This window comes from Enterobacter sp. LM3, assembly GCF_046622475.1.
Classification (GTDB): domain Bacteria; phylum Pseudomonadota; class Gammaproteobacteria; order Enterobacterales; family Enterobacteriaceae; genus Enterobacter; species Enterobacter cloacae_P.
This window is the reverse complement of the sequence record NZ_JBJURN010000005.1, coordinates 124,651-143,525: the sequence shown is the minus strand read 5'-3', so window position 1 is coordinate 143,525 and position 18,875 is coordinate 124,651. Positions and strand designations below refer to the sequence as shown.

The window sequence follows — 18,875 nt, the reverse complement described above, 5'->3', positions numbered from 1 at the left end:
TTTAGCGTGACAGTGGAGTTAGAAATGCCAGAAAATAATATTAAACAAATCCAGGTTGCTGATGGGATTAAACCGCAATTACGTACTGTGGATCTTAATCTGTTAACCGTATTTGATGCGGTTATGCAGGAGCAGAATATTACGCGAGCAGCCCAGTCGCTGGGGATGTCCCAGCCCGCCGTCAGTAATGCTGTATCCAGGCTTAAGGTCATGTTTAATGACGAATTGTTCGTGCGTTATGGTCGAGGGATCCAGCCTACTGCGCGTGCATTTCAGCTCTTCGGTTCTATCCGTCAGGCGCTGCAATTAGTTCAGAATGAACTGCCGGGGTCGGGTTTTGAACCTGTCAGCAGTGAGCGCGTATTCCATCTTTGTGTCTGTAGTCCGTTAGATAACTATTTGACATCCATTATTTACAATAAAGTTGAAGAGATCGCACCAAATATTCACCTGGTTTTTAAATCATCACTAAATCAAAACACAGAGCATCAGCTGCGTTACCAGGAAACAGAGTTCGTTCTGGGATATGAAGAGTTCCGTCGCCCGGAATTTTCCTGTGTACCGCTGTTTAAAGATGAAATGGTGCTGGTTGCCAGTAAAAAACATCCCCGACTGAATTCTCCGCTGCGGGAAAATGACGTTTATAACGAGCAACATGCTGTTGTTGCGCTCGACAGATATGCCTCATTTAGCCTGCCGTGGTATGACTCTCCTGATAAACAGGCAAGCGTTGCCTATCAGGGAATGGCAATGGTCAGCGTATTAAATGTCGTTTCACAAACGCAGCTGGTGGCTATTGCACCTCGTTGGCTGGCGGACGAGTTTTCTGAGCAGTTAGACCTGCAAGTTCTGCCATTGCCGCTGAAGCTGAATAGCCGTACCTGTTATCTCTCCTGGCATGAAGCGGCAGGTCGGGATAAAGGGCATCAATGGATGGAGGAGCTGCTTATTAGCGTCTGTCGTCGATAAGCCCATCAGGATAAATGGCACTGATGTGTTATTTATCCTGAGTTTTTTTAAGTTAATGCTATTTTATTCTGTTTGCGTTTTTTTCTGGCTGCTGTCAGGCACTTAAAAATAGATGATTTCCTGATTCATCTCCCTTTTAAACGATGATTTATTAACTCGCTCTCTAATCTCAGACGAATTCACCATATCCTCCCGCAATGTCTGTTTTTTCTGCTTTGTTGGCCGCTTGCCTTCCCCGGTTTGCTAATTGCCTGCCTCATAACGAGCGGTTAAGGTAACTATCACTCTGCAAAATATAAGATCGGTTTAACCCGATCGTAAGACGGCGTGGAAATGAATTCTGCTGTTCGTCTATAACAAAAGCCTGGAGGCAAAGCATGGAGATGTTGTCTGGCGCGGAAATGGTCGTTCGATCGCTTATTGACCAGGGCGTGAAGCAGGTGTTCGGCTACCCGGGAGGCGCAGTCCTCGATATTTATGATGCGCTGCATACGGTAGGCGGTATCGACCATGTTCTGGTACGCCACGAGCAGGCGGCGGTACATATGGCGGACGGGCTGGCCCGTGCAACGGGGGAAGTGGGCGTGGTGTTAGTCACGTCTGGCCCCGGGGCGACAAACGCCATTACCGGGATTGCTACAGCGTATATGGACTCTATCCCGCTGGTCATTCTCTCCGGGCAGGTGGCGACTTCGCTGATCGGCTATGATGCGTTCCAGGAGTGCGACATGGTGGGGATCTCGCGCCCCGTTGTTAAGCACAGCTTCCTGGTTAAACAAACCGAAGATATTCCAGGTGTACTGAAAAAAGCCTTCTGGCTGGCGGCTAGTGGGCGTCCTGGCCCGGTTGTCGTCGATCTGCCGAAAGATATTCTGAACCCGGCGAACAAGCTGCCTTATGTCTGGCCGGAATCGGTGAGCATGCGTTCTTACAATCCTACGACGCAGGGACACAAAGGTCAGATCAAGCGTGCGTTGCAAACGCTGCTGGCGGCCAAAAAACCGGTAGTCTACGTCGGGGGCGGTGCTGTTAACTCAGCCTGTGAAGAACAGCTACGCACGCTGGTCGAGACGTTAAATTTGCCGGTGGCGTCATCGTTGATGGGACTGGGGGCATTCCCGGCCACGCACCGTCAGGCGCTGGGTATGCTGGGCATGCACGGTACCTATGAAGCCAACATGACGATGCACAATTCTGATGTGATCTTTGCCGTTGGTGTGCGCTTTGACGATCGTACCACCAACAACCTGGCAAAATATTGCCCGAACGCCACCGTGCTGCACATTGATATCGATCCAACGTCTATCTCAAAAACAGTGCCGGCCGATGTGCCGATCGTGGGGGATGCCCGTCAGGTGCTGGACCAGATGCTGGATCTGCTGACACAGGAAACCGTCTCTCAGCCGCTGGATGAGATCCGCGACTGGTGGCAGCAAATTGAGCAGTGGCGCGCACGTCAGTGCCTGAAGTACGACACCCAAAGCGAGCATATTAAGCCGCAGGCGGTCATCGAAGCGATCTGGCGTCTGACGAAAGGCGAGGCGTATGTGACGTCAGACGTTGGTCAGCATCAGATGTTTGCTGCCCTTTATTACCCGTTTGATAAACCGCGCCACTGGATCAACTCGGGTGGTTTAGGCACGATGGGCTTTGGCCTGCCTGCTGCGCTGGGCGTGAAGCTGGCTCTGCCAAATGAAACCGTCGTCTGCGTGACGGGGGATGGCAGTATCCAGATGAACATTCAGGAGTTGTCTACCGCGCTGCAATATGAACTACCGGTACTGGTGCTGAACCTGAATAACGGCTACCTCGGTATGGTGAAGCAGTGGCAGGATATGATCTACTCTGGTCGTCATTCTCAGTCGTACATGACGTCACTACCTGATTTCGTTCGTCTGGCTGAGGCATATGGTCATGTTGGCATGCGGGTGACCGATCCGGCAGAGCTGGAAACGAAGCTCGGTGAAGCGCTTGAGCACGTTAAAAACAACCGCCTCGTATTCATGGATGTCATCGTCGATGGCACAGAACACGTTTATCCGATGCATATTCGCGGTGGTGGTATGGACGAAATGTGGTTAAGCAAAACGGAGAGAACCTGATATGCGCCGGATATTATCGGTATTACTGGAAAACGAGTCTGGTGCACTGTCACGCGTCATCGGGCTTTTCGCACAGCGTGGCTACAACATCGAAAGCCTGACCGTTGCACCGACGGACGATCCGACGCTGTCACGCATGACAATTCAGACCGTCGGCGACGCCAAAGTGCTTGAGCAGATCGAGAAACAGCTGCACAAGCTGGTTGATGTGTTGCGCGTGAGCGAGCTGGGGCAGGGCGCTTATGTTGAGCGTGAAGTCATGCTGGTGAAAATTCAGGCCACTGGCTATGGGCGTGAAGAGGTCAAACGCAATACGGATATCTTCCGTGGGCAAATTATTGACGTGACGCCTTCTATATATACGGTTCAGTTGGCTGGAACGAGTGATAAGCTGGATGCCTTCCTGGCATCCGTGCGGGATGTAGCAAAAATTGTTGAGGTTGCGCGCTCTGGTATTGTTGGCCTGTCGCGCGGCGATAAAATCATGCGTTAGTTGTAAAAAAGGTTCGCCTCTTTCTGCCCGGTCGCCAAAGCCGGGCTTTTTTTTGTGTAATCAGCCGACAACGCAGATAAAAGCGGTTGCCGCGGAGGCTTTTCTGCGTTTAGATGTTAAAAGATTTAACCATAACCTTGACAGGGCTATGGATTCTTTTCTTTTTTTAAGGGGCAATTGTGAAACTGGATGAAATCGCCCGGCTAGCCGGCGTGTCACGAACCACAGCCAGCTATGTGATTAACGGTAAAGCAAAGCAGTACCGTGTCAGCGATAAGACCGTTGAAAAAGTCATGGCGGTGGTTCGTGAGCATAACTACCATCCGAATGCTGTCGCAGCTGGCTTACGCGCCGGACGCACCCGCTCTATTGGCCTGGTGATCCCCGATCTGGAAAACACCAGCTATACCCGTATCGCTAATTATCTTGAACGTCAGGCTCGCCAGCGTGGCTATCAGTTACTGATTGCCTGTTCGGAAGACCAGCCCGATAACGAAATGCGCTGCATTGAGCACCTGCTTCAGCGTCAGGTGGATGCCATCATCGTTTCAACCTCTTTACCACCAGAGCACCCGTTCTATCAGCGCTGGGCGAACGACCCGTTCCCTATCGTTGCACTGGACCGCGCTCTGGACAGGGAGCATTTCACCAGCGTTGTCGGTGCCGATCAGGACGATGCAGAGATGCTGGCTGCGGAGCTGAGAACCTTCCCGGCAGAAACCGTTCTGTATCTTGGCGCGTTGCCTGAGCTTTCCGTAAGCTTCCTGCGTGAACAAGGGTTCAGGACTGCCTGGAAAGATGATCCGCGTGAGGTTCACTATTTGTATGCCAACAGCTATGAGCGTGAAGCGGCCGCGCAGCTGTTCGAGAAATGGCTGGAAACGCATCCGATGCCGCAGGCTCTGTTCACGACCTCATTTGCCCTGCTGCAGGGGGTGATGGATGTGACACTGCGCCGGGAAGGGAAGCTGCCATCCGATTTGGCCATTGCAACCTTCGGAGATAATGAGCTGCTCGACTTCCTGCAGTGCCCGGTACTGGCAGTGGCCCAGCGTCATCGTGACGTGGCCGAGCGCGTGCTGGAGATCGTTCTGGCAAGCCTTGATGAGCCACGGAAACCCAAGCCGGGTCTGACGCGTATCAAACGTAATCTCTACCGTCGCGGAATTTTGAGCCGCCATTAATGCATTCACTGGGGGTGGTGAAAACTGCCCCATTTTGATGAAATAACTGGCAAGAGTAATTCCCGGATAAAAATTAGGATAATTCCTTAAGAATCATGCTCTGCTATTTTTCTTAATTCATTTTGTCTTTTAGACTGACGCTTAAAGAACATTTATACGATTTTTAATCGCTGTTTTTGTATTATTTTGTTACAAACCCTATTCGGTCGATGAATATTCAGACGTTTTTTCATCCTCCCTGCCAGCTTGTACGTCTGCAAGCACACTCGCGCAGTGCCGCGATGAATCTGGCGCTGTCATCCCCTGAGAATATGTCTTAAAATGCTGCCCGCGTCGCAAACTGACACTTTATATTTCCCTGCGATGATATTGAGTGAGCTTTAACGCTAGTGTGCATATTCGGATTTTTTCTTACAAATATTCATAACGTTAATTTTGCCTCGCCAGTTGTGCAGTTATTAACCAGGTCCGTTTATCTCTGTAAATAGAGCCCTTTCGGCTTGATAGAGAGAGAGTCCTGGCTTGACAAGCTTTTCCATCGCTCCGTAAACTCCTTTAGGTGGGAATTTGTGGGTTAAAGTGGTGAGGAGGGGTGAGGCTGGCATGTTCCGTGGAGCAACGTTAGTCAATCTCGACAGCAAAGGGCGTTTATCGGTTCCAACACGATACCGCGACCAGCTGATTGAGAACGCTTCAGGTCAAATGGTGTGCACCATTGACATCAACTCCCCCTGCCTGCTGCTTTACCCCCTGCCTGAATGGGAAATTATTGAGCAAAAGCTGTCGCGACTGTCGAGCATGAACCCGCAGGAACGCCGTGTACAACGGTTGTTGTTGGGGCATGCCAGTGAGTGTCAGATGGATAGCGCAGGGCGATTACTGATTGCGCCTGTGTTGCGGCAACATGCCGGTCTGACCAAAGAAGTGATGCTGGTCGGGCAGTTCAACAAGTTTGAACTGTGGGATGAAACGACCTGGTATCAACAGGTCAAGGAAGATATCGACGCTGAGCAGTCTGATTCCGCGACATTATCGGAACGGCTGCAGGACTTGTCTCTATAAATATGATGGAAAATTATAAACATACAACGGTGTTGCTGGATGAGGCCGTTAACGGCCTGAATATTCGTCCGGACGGCATCTACATTGATGGCACTTTTGGTCGCGGTGGTCACTCGCGTTTAATCCTCTCCCAGCTTGGAGCGGAAGGACGTCTGCTGGCAATCGATCGCGATCCGCAGGCGATTGCCGTTGCACAAACCATCGATGACCCACGTTTTTCCATCGTGCATGGACCTTTCTCTGCGCTCGCAGACTATGTTGCTGAGCGCGGCCTGACGGGCAAGATCGACGGAATTCTTCTCGATCTTGGCGTCTCTTCACCACAGCTTGATGACGCTGAACGCGGCTTCTCCTTTATGCGTGATGGTCCGCTGGACATGCGTATGGATCCTACCCGCGGTCAGTCTGCCGCAGAGTGGTTACAAACGGCGGATGAAGCGGATATTGCCTGGGTGATCAAAACCTTCGGCGAGGAACGTTTTGGCAAACGTATTGCGCGTGCCATCGTTGAGCGTAACCGCGTTGAGCCAATGACCCGTACCAAAGAGCTGGCCGAGGTCATTGCCGCTGCAACACCGGTGAAGGATAAACACAAACATCCCGCGACCCGTACCTTCCAGGCGGTTCGCATCTGGGTAAACAGTGAACTGGAGGAAATAGAGCTGGCGCTAAAAAGCTCGCTCGACGTGCTGGCCCCGGGTGGGCGGTTATCCATCATCAGCTTCCATTCACTGGAAGACCGCATTGTGAAACGCTTCATGCGTGAACAAAGCCGCGGTCCACAGGTTCCTGCGGGGCTGCCGATGACGGAAGAACAACTCAGGAAACTGGGTGGCCGTCAGTTGCGAGCATTAGGCAAGTTGATGCCGGGCGAAGAAGAGGTGGCAGAGAATCCACGTGCCCGTAGTTCAGTGCTGCGTGTAGCAGAGAGGACGAACGCATGATCAGCAGAGTGACAGAGACCCTAAGCAAAGTTAAGGATTCGTTAGGAAGCAACGAGCGCCATGCCTTGCCTGGCGTGATCGGCGACGATCTTTTGCGGTTTGGGAAGCTGCCACTCTGCTTGTTCATTTGCATCATCGTGACGGCTGTAACGGTCGTCACAACGGCTCACCATACTCGTTTATTAACGGCGCAACGCGAGCAGATGGTACTGGAACGCGATGCACTGGATATTGAATGGCGAAATCTGATCCTTGAAGAAAACGCGCTCGGCGATCACAGCCGGGTTGAACGGATCGCAACAGAAAAGCTGCAGCTGCAGCATGTTGATCCTTCACAGGAAAATATCGTAGTACAAAAATAAGGGAAAACGCGACGCATGAGAGCAGCGGCAAAAACGCTAAAACCAAAACGTCAGGAAGAACAGGCCAACTTTATCAGTTGGCGTTTTGCGTTGCTTTGCGGCTGTATTTTACTGGCGCTGGGTTTCCTGCTGGGACGCGTGGCGTGGTTGCAGATTGTCGCGCCTGACATGCTGGTTCGCCAGGGGGACATGCGCTCCCTTCGCGTACAGGAAGTCTCCACATCCCGCGGAATGATTACCGACCGTTCGGGCCGCCCGCTGGCGGTGAGCGTGCCCGTGAAGGCTATCTGGGCCGACCCTAAAGAGCTGCACGACGCTGGCGGTATCACGCTCGACAACCGCTGGAAAGCGCTGTCGGATGCCCTGAAGATGCCGCTGGATCAGCTTGCATCTCGCGTAAACACTAACCCGAAAGGGCGTTTTATCTATCTGGCACGTCAGGTGAACCCTGACATGGCGGACTACATCCGAAAACTCAAACTCCCGGGGATCCATCTGCGTGAGGAATCACGTCGTTATTATCCTTCCGGCGAAGTAACCGCTCACCTCATTGGCTTCACTAACGTCGACAGCCAGGGGATTGAGGGCGTTGAAAAAAGCTTTGATAAGTGGCTAACCGGCCAGCCGGGCGAGCGAATCGTACGTAAAGACCGCTATGGACGTGTCATTGAAGATATCTCTTCAACGGACAGTCAGGCAGCGCATAACCTGGCGCTGAGCATTGATGAGCGCTTGCAGGCGCTGGTCTACCGCGAGCTGAACAACGCCGTGGCCTTTAACAAAGCGGAATCAGGTAGCGCCGTGCTGGTGGATGTCAGCACTGGTGAAGTGTTAGCGATGGCTAACAGCCCGTCCTACAACCCGAACAACTTTACCGGCACCGCAAAAGATGCGATGCGTAACCGGGCGATCACCGACGTGTTCGAGCCGGGTTCCACCGTTAAACCGATGGTAGTGATGACTGCGCTGCAGCGCGGCATCGTCAATGAAAATACCGTTCTGAATACGATTCCTTACCGCATTAACGGCCATGAGATCAAAGACGTGGCTCGTTACAGCGAATTGACCCTGACCGGGGTCCTGCAGAAGTCGAGTAACGTCGGTGTTTCAAAGCTGGCGTTAGCGATGCCGTCCTCAGCGTTAGTAGAGACTTACTCACGTTTTGGACTCGGAAAGGCGACCAATTTGGGGTTGGTCGGAGAACGCAGTGGCTTATATCCTCAAAAACAACGGTGGTCTGACATAGAGAGGGCCACCTTCTCTTTCGGCTACGGGCTAATGGTAACGCCGTTACAGTTAGCGCGAGTCTACGCAACGATTGGCAGCTATGGCGTCTATCGCCCGCTGTCGATTACCAAAGTTGATCCACCGGTTCCGGGCGAGCGAATCTTCCCGGAACCTATCGTTCGTACCGTCGTGCATATGATGGAAAGCGTGGCGCTGCCTGGCGGCGGCGGCGTGAAGGCGGCGATCAAAGGTTATCGCATCGCCATTAAAACCGGTACGGCGAAAAAAGTGGGGCCAGATGGCCGCTACATCAACAAATACATTGCCTATACCGCAGGCGTTGCGCCTGCAAGCAATCCGCGTTTTGCGCTGGTGGTCGTCATTAACGATCCACAGGCGGGTAAATACTACGGTGGTGCCGTCTCCGCACCTGTGTTCGGGGCTATCATGGGTGGCGTGTTGCGCACCATGAACATTGAACCAGATGCGCTGGCGACAGGCGAAAAAAGTGAATATGTAATTAATCAAGGCGAGGGTACAGGTGGCAGATCGTAATTTGCGCGACCTTCTCGCTCCGTGGGTGTCGAATGCACCTGCGCGAGCGCTACGGGAGATGGTACTGGACAGCCGTGTGGCTGCTTCTGGCGATCTTTTTGTGGCTGTAGTTGGTCATCAGGCGGACGGGCGTCGATATATCCCGCAGGCGATTGCGCAAGGTGTTGCTGCCATTATTGCTGAGGCGAAAGATGAAGCAACCGACGGTGAAATCCGTGAAATGCACGGCGTACCGGTTGTTTATCTCAGTCAGCTGAACGAGCGTCTCTCCGCGCTGGCAGGCCGTTTTTACAACGAGCCTTCAGACCAGCTGCGTCTGGTTGGCGTGACGGGCACTAACGGGAAAACCACCACCACGCAGCTGATGGCGCAATGGGCACAGCTGCTTGGCGAAACTGGCGCGGTAATGGGTACCGTGGGCAACGGTCTGCTGGGCAAAGTGAACCCGACAGAAAACACCACCGGCTCTGCGGTCGATGTGCAGCATGTGCTTGCCGGTCTGGCAGGGCAGGGTGCGACCTTTGCTGCGATGGAAGTCTCTTCCCACGGTCTGGTACAGCACCGCGTCGCGGCGCTGAAGTTTGTGGCCTCTGTGTTCACGAACCTGAGCCGTGACCATCTTGATTACCACGGTGATATGGAACATTACGAAGCGGCGAAATGGCTGCTCTATTCCACTCATCACTGTGGCCAGGCAATCATCAATGCAGATGATGAAGTCGGCCGCCGCTGGCTGGCCAGGCTGCCGGATGCCGTCGCGGTGTCGATGGAAGACCATATCAACCCGAACTGCCACGGCCGCTGGCTGAAGGCTGTCGATGTCGATTATCACGATAGTGGTGCGACTATCCGCTTTGCTTCGTCATGGGGTGAAGGCGAAATTGAAAGCCGCCTGATGGGGGCATTTAACGTCAGCAACCTGCTGCTGGCGCTGGCGACGCTGCTGGCGCTGGGTTATCCGATGGCCGAATTGCTGAAAACTTCAGAGAGTTTGCAGCCAGTTTGTGGCCGCATGGAAGTGTTCAGTGCGCCAGGTAAACCGACCGTGGTGGTTGACTATGCTCACACCCCAGATGCGCTGGAAAAAGCGCTGGAAGCGGCGCGTCTGCACTGTACCGGTAAGCTCTGGTGCGTCTTTGGTTGCGGTGGTGACCGCGATAAGGGTAAACGTCCGTTGATGGGTGCCATTGCTGAACAGTTCGCGGATATTCCGGTCGTGACCGATGACAACCCGCGTACCGAAGAGCCACGTGCCATCATTAACGACATTCTGGCGGGGATGCTGGACGCTGGCCGTGCCCGCGTGGTGGAAGGTCGTGCAGAAGCCGTGACCAACGCCATTATGCAGGCACAGGAAAACGATGTGGTTCTGCTGGCAGGTAAAGGCCATGAAGATTACCAGATTGTTGGCAACCGTCGTCTGGACTACTCAGACCGCGTAACGGCGGCACGTCTGCTGGGAGTGGTGGCATGATTAGCATTACGCTAAGCCAGGCCGCTGCGGTCTTGCAGGGTGAACTGCTGGGGCAGGATCTGACCATCGATGCGGTGACAACAGATACCCGCAAGGTGACAGCTGGCTGCCTGTTTGTGGCGCTGAAAGGTGAGCGTTTTGACGCGCACGATTTTGTGCATCAGGCCAAAGAGAACGGCGCGGGTGCGCTGTTGGTCAGCCGCAAGCTTGATATCGACCTGCCACAAATTGTGGTGAGTGATACACGCCTCGCGTTTGGCGAGCTGGCAGCCTGGGTACGTCAGCAGGTTCCGGCGCGCGTTGTTGCGCTGACGGGCTCATCCGGCAAAACGTCCGTGAAAGAGATGACTGCGGCTATTCTCAGCCAGTGTGGAAACACACTTTATACGGCTGGCAACCTCAATAATGATATCGGCGTGCCGATGACATTACTTCGCCTGACCAAAGAACATGAATTTGCCGTGATCGAGCTGGGAGCGAACCACCAGGGTGAAATCGCCTGGACCGTGAACCTGACTCGCCCGGAGGCTGCACTGGTGAATAACCTGGCCGCTGCGCATCTGGAAGGTTTTGGTTCGCTGGAAGGTGTTGCGAAGGCCAAAGGTGAGATCTACACCGGCCTGTCGGTTGACGGGATCGCCATCATGAATGCCGATAACAACGACTGGCTGAACTGGCAGAGCATTATCGGGACACGTAAAACCTGGCGCTTCTCTCCGAATGCGGCCAACAGTGATTTTACCGCGACCAATATTCATGTGACCTCGCATGGCACGGAATTCACGCTCAACACCCCAACGGGTGGTGTAGATGTACTGCTCCCGCTGCCGGGTCGCCATAACATCGCTAATGCGCTCGCGGCGGCAGCGCTGTCAATGGCGGTGGGCGCGACGCATGACGCGATCAAAGCAGGGCTGGCAGATCTGAAAGCCGTGCCGGGGCGTCTGTTCCCCATTCAGATGGCGGAAAACAAACTGCTGCTGGATGACTCCTACAACGCTAACGTCGGTTCAATGACCGCTGCGGTGCAGGTGCTGTCTGAGATGCCGGGCTACCGTATCCTGGTGGTTGGCGATATGGCGGAACTGGGCGATGAAAGCGAAGCGTGCCATCTCCAGGTGGGTGAAGCCGCGAAGGCCGCAGGGCTTGACCGCGTACTGAGCACAGGGAAACTGAGCCAGGCGATTAGCCATGCCAGTGGGGTTGGCGAACATTTTGCCGATAAGACTGCTTTGATTGAGCGTCTTAACGCCTTGATGACAGAAAAACAAATTGTGACTGTGTTAGTGAAGGGTTCACGTAGTGCCGCCATGGAAGAGGTTGTGCACGCATTACAGGAGAACGGAACATGTTAGTTTGGCTGGCCGAGCATTTGGTCAAATATTATTCAGGCTTTAACGTCTTTTCTTATCTGACGTTTCGCGCCATTGTCAGCCTGCTGACTGCGCTGTTCATCTCCTTGTGGATGGGCCCGCGCATGATTGCCCGTCTGCAAAAACTCTCTTTCGGCCAGGTTGTGCGTAGCGATGGCCCGGAGTCACACTTTAGCAAGCGCGGTACACCGACAATGGGCGGGATCATGATCCTGACTTCTATCGTCGTTTCCGTTCTGCTGTGGGCATATCCGTCCAACCCGTACGTCTGGTGCGTGCTTACCGTTCTGGTCGGCTACGGGATCATCGGCTTTGTCGATGACTACCGCAAAGTGGTACGCAAAGATACCAAAGGTTTGATCGCTCGCTGGAAGTATTTCTGGATGTCAGTGATTGCGCTGGGCGTGGCCTTTGCGCTGTATCTGGCAGGAAAAGATACCCCTGCGACTGAGTTGGTTGTGCCGTTCTTTAAAGACGTGATGCCGCAACTGGGGCTGTTCTACGTACTGCTGGCGTACTTCGTGATTGTGGGTACCGGCAACGCCGTAAACCTGACTGATGGTCTGGACGGCCTGGCGATTATGCCAACCGTCTTCGTGGCTGCCGGGTTCGCGCTGGTGGCATGGGCGACCGGTAACATGAATTTTGCCAGCTATCTGCACATCCCGTATCTGCGCCACGCGGGTGAACTGGTGATCGTCTGTACGGCAATAGTCGGGGCTGGTCTGGGCTTCCTGTGGTTCAACACGTATCCGGCTCAGGTGTTCATGGGCGATGTCGGCTCTCTGGCACTGGGTGGTGCGCTGGGCATTATTGCTGTGCTGCTGCGTCAGGAGTTCCTGCTGGTGATCATGGGAGGGGTATTTGTGGTTGAAACCCTGTCGGTGATTTTGCAGGTCGGCTCCTTCAAGCTGCGCGGTCAGCGCATCTTCCGTATGGCACCGATTCACCATCACTATGAACTGAAAGGCTGGCCGGAGCCGCGCGTCATTGTGCGCTTCTGGATTATTTCGCTGATGCTGGTGCTGATTGGCCTGGCAACGCTGAAGGTACGTTAATCATGGCAGATTACCAGGGCAAAAAAGTCGTTATCATCGGGTTGGGTCTGACAGGCCTTTCCTGCGTGGACTTTTTCCTCGCACGTGGCGTTACGCCGCGTGTGATGGATACGCGTGTTTCTCCGCCGGGTCTGGACAAACTGCCAGAACAGGTTGAACGCCACCTTGGTGGTCTGAATGATGACTGGCTGCTGGCGGCCGATCTGATTGTTGCCAGCCCGGGTATGGCGCTGGCACATCCTTCACTGAGCGCTGCCGCTGATGCGGGCGTTGAGATTGTGGGTGATATCGAACTGTTCTGCCGCGAAGCGCAGGCACCGGTTATTGCCATTACCGGCTCTAACGGTAAAAGCACCGTCACCACGCTGGTGGGTGAGATGGCGAAAGCGGCGGGCATGAACGTGGGGGTGGGCGGCAATATCGGTTTGCCTGCACTCATGCTGCTGGATCAGGGCTGCGAGCTGTATGTACTGGAGCTTTCGAGCTTCCAGCTGGAAACAACTTCAAGCCTGCATGCGGCGGCTGCGACGATCCTGAACGTTACCGAAGATCATATGGACAGGTATCCATTTGGTCTGCAGCAGTACCGCGCGGCCAAACTGCGTGTTTATGAAAATGCCAACGTATGCGTCGTCAATGCCGATGACGCGCTGACCATGCCGGTGCGCGGCGCGGACGAGCGCTGCATCAGCTTCGGCATTACTATGGGTGACTATCATCTGAACCGTCAGCAGGGTGAAACCTGGCTGCGCGTGAAGGGTGAGAAAGTGCTGAACGTGAAAGAGATGAAGCTTTCTGGGCAGCATAACTACACCAATGCTCTGGCGGCACTGGCGCTGGCGGATGCCGTTGGCCTGCCGCGTTCTTCCAGCCTGAAAGCACTGACCACCTTTACCGGCCTGGCGCACCGTTTCCAGCTGGCGCTGGAGCATAACGGCGTACGCTGGATTAACGATTCAAAAGCCACCAACGTGGGAAGTACAGAGGCTGCGCTGAATGGCCTGCACGTTGACGGCACGCTGCATTTGCTGCTTGGTGGCGACGGTAAATCGGCCGATTTCTCCTCGCTGAAGCGCTACCTTGCCGGGGACAACATCCGCCTTTACTGCTTTGGTCGCGATGGTCATGAACTGGCGGAACTGCGTCCTGAGATTGCCGAGCAAACTGAGACAATGGAACAAGCGATGCGGCTTATTGCCCCACGCGTGAAGTCTGGCGATATGGTACTGCTCTCTCCGGCGTGCGCCAGTCTCGATCAATTCAAGAATTTCGAACAGCGTGGTGATGTCTTTACCCGTCTGGCGAAGGAGTTAGGCTGATGCGTTTCTCTCTCCCTCGCCTGAGAATGCCGCGCCTGCCAGGATTTGGAATTCTGGTGTGGTTGTTCACGGCACTGAAAGGCTGGGTGATGGCTTCACGGGATAAAGATTCCGATAGCCTGATCATGTACGACCGCACGCTGTTCTGGCTCACGCTGGGGTTGGCGGCGATCGGCTTTATCATGGTGACGTCGGCATCGATGCCGGTCGGGCAGCGACTGGCTAATGATCCCTTCCTGTTTGCCAAGCGTGATGGTCTTTACATCATCCTGGCATTCTGTCTGGCGCTGGTGACCTTACGTCTGCCGATGGAGTTCTGGCAGCGACACAGCACAGCGATGCTGATCGCTTCGATCATCATGCTGCTGATCGTACTGGTGGTGGGGAGTTCCGTAAACGGGGCATCGCGCTGGATTGCTTTTGGTCCACTGCGTATTCAGCCGGCGGAGTTCACCAAACTGTCACTGTTCTGCTATCTGGCTAACTACCTGGTGCGTAAAGTTGACGAAGTGCGTAACAACCTTCGTGGCTTCTTAAAACCGATGGGGGTTATCCTGGTGCTGGCGGTCTTACTGCTTGCGCAGCCTGACCTGGGTACCGTGGTGGTACTGTTTGTGACCACGCTGGCGATGCTGTTCCTGGCGGGGGCGAAGCTGTGGCAGTTTATCGCCATCATCGGGATGGGGATCTCGGCGGTTGTGCTGCTGATCCTCGCTGAGCCGTACCGTATTCGTCGCGTCACCTCATTCTGGAACCCGTGGGAAGACCCATTCGGCAGCGGTTATCAGCTGACACAGTCGCTGATGGCGTTCGGTCGCGGTGAAGTCTGGGGGCAAGGTCTGGGCAACTCAGTGCAGAAACTGGAGTATTTACCCGAAGCGCATACTGACTTCATCTTCTCCATTATTGGGGAAGAACTGGGTTATATCGGTGTGGTATTAGCACTATTAATGGTATTCTTCGTCGCTTTCCGTGCCATGTCAATCGGGCGGAAAGCGCTGGAGATCGATCACCGCTTCTCAGGTTTCTTAGCCTGCTCAATTGGTATCTGGTTTAGCTTCCAGGCATTGGTAAACGTCGGGGCCGCGGCGGGTATGCTGCCGACCAAAGGTCTGACGTTGCCGTTAATCAGTTATGGTGGTTCGAGTCTGTTGATCATGTCGACGGCCATCATGTTGTTGTTACGCATAGATTATGAAACGCGTCTGGAGAAAGCTCAGGCGTTTACACGAGGTTCACGATGAATCAACCGAAGCGGTTAATGGTGATGGCTGGCGGTACCGGTGGGCATGTGTTCCCGGGGCTTGCGGTTGCGCACCATTTAATGGATCAGGGCTGGCAGGTACGCTGGCTGGGAACCGCAGACCGCATGGAAGCCGACCTGGTGCCGAAACACGGTATTGAGATCGACTTTATTCGTATTTCCGGACTCCGTGGCAAAGGTATTAAGGCCCAGCTTCTGGCTCCGGTACGCATTTTTAACGCCTGGCGTCAGGCGCGCACCATCATGAAGCGCTTCAAGCCGGACGTGGTGCTGGGAATGGGCGGCTATGTCTCAGGCCCTGGTGGGCTGGCGGCGTGGTCGCTGGGTATTCCCGTTGTGCTGCATGAACAGAACGGCATTGCCGGTCTGACCAACAAATGGCTGGCGAAGATTGCCACTAAAGTCATGCAGGCATTTCCCGGTGCATTCCCGAAAGCGGATGTGGTGGGTAACCCGGTACGTGTAGACGTGCTGGCGCTGCCGTTGCCAGATGCCCGACTGAATGGCCGTGAAGGGCCGGTTCGTGTGCTGGTTGTCGGCGGCTCTCAGGGCGCGCGCATTTTAAACCAGACGATGCCGCAGGTTGCCGCAAAACTGGGTGATGCAGTGACTATCTGGCACCAGAGCGGTAAAGGTGCTCAGCAGACCGTTGAGCAGGCTTACTCTGATGTCGGTCAGCCGCAACATAGAGTGACCGAATTTATCGACGACATGGCTGCCGCTTATGCATGGGCCGACGTCGTGGTTTGCCGCTCCGGCGCATTGACGGTGAGTGAAATCGCCGCCGCCGGTTTGCCTGCCCTGTTTGTGCCATTCCAGCACAAAGACCGGCAGCAGTACTGGAATGCGCTGCCGCTTGAGAAAGCCGGAGCCGCGAAAATTTTTGAACAGCCACAATTTACCGCCGATGCGGTCGCCACCACCCTGGCGGGCTGGAACAGAGAAGCATTGCTGGAGATGGCACAACGCGCACGCGCGGCCGCTATCCCGGATGCGACTGAACGGGTGGCAAAAGAAGTGAGTCTGGCAGCCCAGGCTTAACCCTCGCAGCGCGTGTTGCGCTGCACGAATTTTTTAAGTAGTCGATGGCGTTTAGAGAATGAATACACAACAACTGGCGAAACTGCGTTCAATCGTGCCCGAGATGCGTCGCGTCCGGCACATTCACTTCGTTGGCATCGGTGGTGCTGGCATGGGCGGTATTGCCGAAGTGTTAGCTAACGAAGGTTACCAGATCAGTGGTTCTGACCTGGCCCCAAACCCTGTTACGCAGCAGTTGGCGTCGCTTGGGGCGACTATCTATTTCAATCATCGCCCGGAAAACGTGCGCGATGCGAGCGTGGTGGTGGTATCCAGCGCCATCTCTGCCGATAACCCGGAAATTGTTGCCGCGCATGAAGCGCGTATTCCGGTGATCCGCCGCGCCGAGATGCTGGCTGAACTGATGCGTTTCCGTCACGGTATTGCGATTGCCGGGACGCACGGTAAAACCACGACCACGGCGATGGTTTCCAGTATTTATGCTGAAGCAGGCCTTGACCCGACGTTCGTCAACGGCGGTCTGGTGAAAGCAGCAGGCGTGCATGCGCGTCTGGGACACAGCCGTTATTTGATTGCGGAAGCGGATGAGAGCGATGCATCGTTCCTGCATCTGCAGCCGATGGTGGCGATTGTCACCAACATCGAAGCTGACCACATGGATACCTACCAGGGCGACTTCGAGAATTTAAAACAGACCTTTATTAACTTCCTGCACAACCTGCCGTTTTATGGTCGCGCGGTGATGTGTGTGGACGATCCGGTGATCCGCGAGCTGTTGCCGCGCGTCGGGCGTCAAATCACCACCTACGGCTTCAGTGAAGACGCTGACGTTCGTGTGGAAGATTACAAACAGATTGGCGCGCAGGGGCATTTCACTCTGGCGCGTCAGGATAAAGATCTGCTGCATGTGACGTTGAATGCCCCTGGACGCCACAACGCCCTGAATGCCGCAGCGGCGGTTGCCGTCGCAACGGAAGAAGGCATTGATGACGACGCGATACTGCGCGCGCTGGAAAGCTTCCAGGGCACGGGTCGTCGTTTCGACTTCCTCGGTGAATTCCCGCTGGATGCGGTGAATGGTAAGCCGGGTACCGCAATGCTGGTGGACGACTATGGTCACCACCCAACCGAAGTGGATGCGACTATCAAAGCGGCGCGTGCGGGCTGGCCGGAGAAGAATCTGGTAATGATCTTCCAGCCACACCGCTTCACCCGTACCCGCGATCTGTATGACGATTTCGCCAGCGTGTTGTCGCAGGTCGATACGCTACTGATGCTGGATGTTTATGCAGCGGGCGAAACTCCGATTCCGGGGGCGGATAGCCGTTCTTTGTGTCGTACCATTCGTGGACGCGGTAAAGTAGACCCTATTTTGGTTTCTGACCCTGCTCAGGCGGCTGAAATTCTGGCTCCTGTTCTGACGGGGAACGATTTGATTCTGATTCAGGGGGCGGGAAATATCGGTAAAATCGCTCGTACCTTAGCCGAAATCAAACTGAAGCCGCACACTCAAGAGGATGAGCATCATGGCTGATAAGATTGCTGTCCTGTTTGGCGGCACCTCTGCTGAGCGCGAGGTCTCTCTGAATTCAGGTGCTGCCGTACTGGCTGGCCTGCGTGAAGGCGGTGTAAATGCGCACCTGGTCGATCCGAAAGAGGTCGATGTGACGCAGCTAAAAGCAATGGGCTTCGATAAAGTCTTTATTGCGTTACATGGCCGCGGTGGCGAAGACGGTACTCTGCAGGGGCTGCTGGATTTGATTGGCATGCCGTATACCGGCAGTGGCGTGATGGCATCCGCACTCTCAATGGATAAACTGCGCAGCAAGCTGCTGTGGCAGGGGGCGGGTCTGCCTGTCGCGCCGTGGGTTGCATTAACGCGCCGCGAGTTTGAATTGGGCCTGTCGGACAGCGTTAATACACGCATTGCAGGGCTGGGGTTACCGGTTATTGTAAAGCCCAGCCGTGAAGGGTCGAGCGTAGGGATGTCCAAAGTCGATAAAGCTGAAGATTTATCCTCCGCTTTAGCACTGGCATTTCAACATGATGAAGAAGTTCTGATTGAAAAATGGCTCAGCGGACCGGAATTTACCGTTGCGATGCTTGGCGAAGAAATTTTACCGTCAATTCGTATCCAACCCGCCGGAGTATTCTATGATTATGAGGCGAAGTATCTCTCTGATGAGACGCAATATTTTTGTCCTGGTGGTCTTGAAGCTGAACGTGAAGCAGATTTACAGTCCCTGGTACTGAAAGCCTGGAATATTCTGGGGTGCAGTGGCTGGGGACGCATTGATGTGATGCTCGACAGTGACGGGCAATTTTATTTGCTGGAAGCGAATACTTCTCCAGGCATGACCAGCCACAGCCTTGTGCCGATGGCTGCGCGTCAGGCGGGAATGAGTTTCTCGCAGTTAGTCGTACGTATTCTGGACCAGGCGGGCTGAT

Annotated in this window: 16 protein-coding genes; all 16 read left to right on the top strand. The window is 54.4% G+C overall.

The features are described 5' to 3' along the window. Positions 1-24: 24 nt before the first annotated feature. The 16 genes from leuO (at position 25) to ACJ9N4_RS08295 (ending at position 18,874) form a co-directional block, all read left to right on the top strand. On the top strand, positions 25-969 hold the full coding sequence (gene leuO, locus ACJ9N4_RS08370; RefSeq protein ID WP_182273737.1) for a transcriptional regulator LeuO: 945 nt from the start codon (positions 25-27) through the stop codon (positions 967-969). A 377-nt stretch (positions 970-1,346) separates the two neighbouring features. Beyond that, positions 1,347-3,071, top strand: coding sequence for an acetolactate synthase 3 large subunit (gene ilvI / locus ACJ9N4_RS08365; RefSeq protein WP_182273738.1), 1,725 nt, complete (start codon positions 1,347-1,349; stop codon positions 3,069-3,071). Between the two features lies 1 nt (position 3,072). Beyond that, a complete protein-coding gene (ilvN, locus tag ACJ9N4_RS08360) occupies positions 3,073-3,564 on the top strand; it encodes an acetolactate synthase small subunit (protein ID WP_182273739.1) in 492 nt (163 codons plus the stop codon). A gap of 179 nt (positions 3,565-3,743) precedes the next feature. Beyond that, on the top strand, positions 3,744-4,748 hold the full coding sequence (gene cra / locus ACJ9N4_RS08355; RefSeq protein ID WP_182273740.1) for a catabolite repressor/activator: 1,005 nt from the start codon (positions 3,744-3,746) through the stop codon (positions 4,746-4,748). A 603-nt stretch (positions 4,749-5,351) separates the two neighbouring features. Next, a complete protein-coding gene (gene mraZ / locus ACJ9N4_RS08350; protein ID WP_014882537.1) occupies positions 5,352-5,810 on the top strand; it encodes a division/cell wall cluster transcriptional repressor MraZ in 459 nt (152 codons plus the stop codon). A gap of 2 nt (positions 5,811-5,812) precedes the next feature. Beyond that, positions 5,813-6,754, top strand: a complete 942-nt coding sequence (gene rsmH, locus ACJ9N4_RS08345) for a 16S rRNA (cytosine(1402)-N(4))-methyltransferase RsmH (protein WP_182273741.1) — start codon at positions 5,813-5,815, stop codon at positions 6,752-6,754. Next, positions 6,751-7,116: a cell division protein FtsL gene (gene ftsL / locus ACJ9N4_RS08340; RefSeq protein WP_014830643.1), complete on the top strand. Its 366-nt coding sequence runs from the start codon at positions 6,751-6,753 to the stop codon at positions 7,114-7,116. The genes rsmH and ftsL overlap by 4 nt, the downstream gene beginning before the upstream one ends. 15 nt (positions 7,117-7,131) lie before the next feature. Continuing rightward, positions 7,132-8,898, top strand: coding sequence for a peptidoglycan glycosyltransferase FtsI (locus ACJ9N4_RS08335; protein ID WP_182273742.1), 1,767 nt, complete (start codon positions 7,132-7,134; stop codon positions 8,896-8,898). Continuing rightward, positions 8,885-10,372 carry a UDP-N-acetylmuramoyl-L-alanyl-D-glutamate--2,6-diaminopimelate ligase gene (gene murE, locus ACJ9N4_RS08330; protein WP_182919399.1) on the top strand — a complete coding sequence of 496 codons (1,488 nt, stop codon included), beginning with the start codon at positions 8,885-8,887 and terminating at the stop codon, positions 10,370-10,372. The genes ACJ9N4_RS08335 and murE overlap by 14 nt, the downstream gene beginning before the upstream one ends. After that, positions 10,369-11,727, top strand: coding sequence for a UDP-N-acetylmuramoyl-tripeptide--D-alanyl-D-alanine ligase (murF, locus tag ACJ9N4_RS08325; RefSeq protein WP_182273744.1), 1,359 nt, complete (start codon positions 10,369-10,371; stop codon positions 11,725-11,727). Before murE ends, murF begins: the two co-directional genes overlap by 4 nt. Next, a complete protein-coding gene (gene mraY / locus ACJ9N4_RS08320) occupies positions 11,721-12,803 on the top strand; it encodes a phospho-N-acetylmuramoyl-pentapeptide-transferase (protein WP_182273745.1) in 1,083 nt (360 codons plus the stop codon). The genes murF and mraY overlap by 7 nt, the downstream gene beginning before the upstream one ends. 2 nt (positions 12,804-12,805) lie before the next feature. Then, on the top strand, positions 12,806-14,122 hold the full coding sequence (gene murD / locus ACJ9N4_RS08315; protein WP_182919400.1) for a UDP-N-acetylmuramoyl-L-alanine--D-glutamate ligase: 1,317 nt from the start codon (positions 12,806-12,808) through the stop codon (positions 14,120-14,122). After that, positions 14,122-15,366, top strand: coding sequence for a cell division protein FtsW (gene ftsW, locus ACJ9N4_RS08310; protein WP_182273747.1), 1,245 nt, complete (start codon positions 14,122-14,124; stop codon positions 15,364-15,366). The genes murD and ftsW overlap by 1 nt, the downstream gene beginning before the upstream one ends. Continuing rightward, complete coding sequence (gene murG, locus ACJ9N4_RS08305; protein ID WP_182919401.1) at positions 15,363-16,427, top strand: undecaprenyldiphospho-muramoylpentapeptide beta-N-acetylglucosaminyltransferase; 1,065 nt, start codon at positions 15,363-15,365, stop codon at positions 16,425-16,427. Before ftsW ends, murG begins: the two co-directional genes overlap by 4 nt. A 58-nt stretch (positions 16,428-16,485) precedes the next feature. Next, positions 16,486-17,961, top strand: a complete 1,476-nt coding sequence (gene murC / locus ACJ9N4_RS08300; protein WP_182273749.1) for a UDP-N-acetylmuramate--L-alanine ligase — start codon at positions 16,486-16,488, stop codon at positions 17,959-17,961. Further along, positions 17,954-18,874: a D-alanine--D-alanine ligase gene (locus ACJ9N4_RS08295; RefSeq protein WP_182273750.1), complete on the top strand. Its 921-nt coding sequence runs from the start codon at positions 17,954-17,956 to the stop codon at positions 18,872-18,874. Before murC ends, ACJ9N4_RS08295 begins: the two co-directional genes overlap by 8 nt. Position 18,875 lies beyond the last annotated feature (1 nt).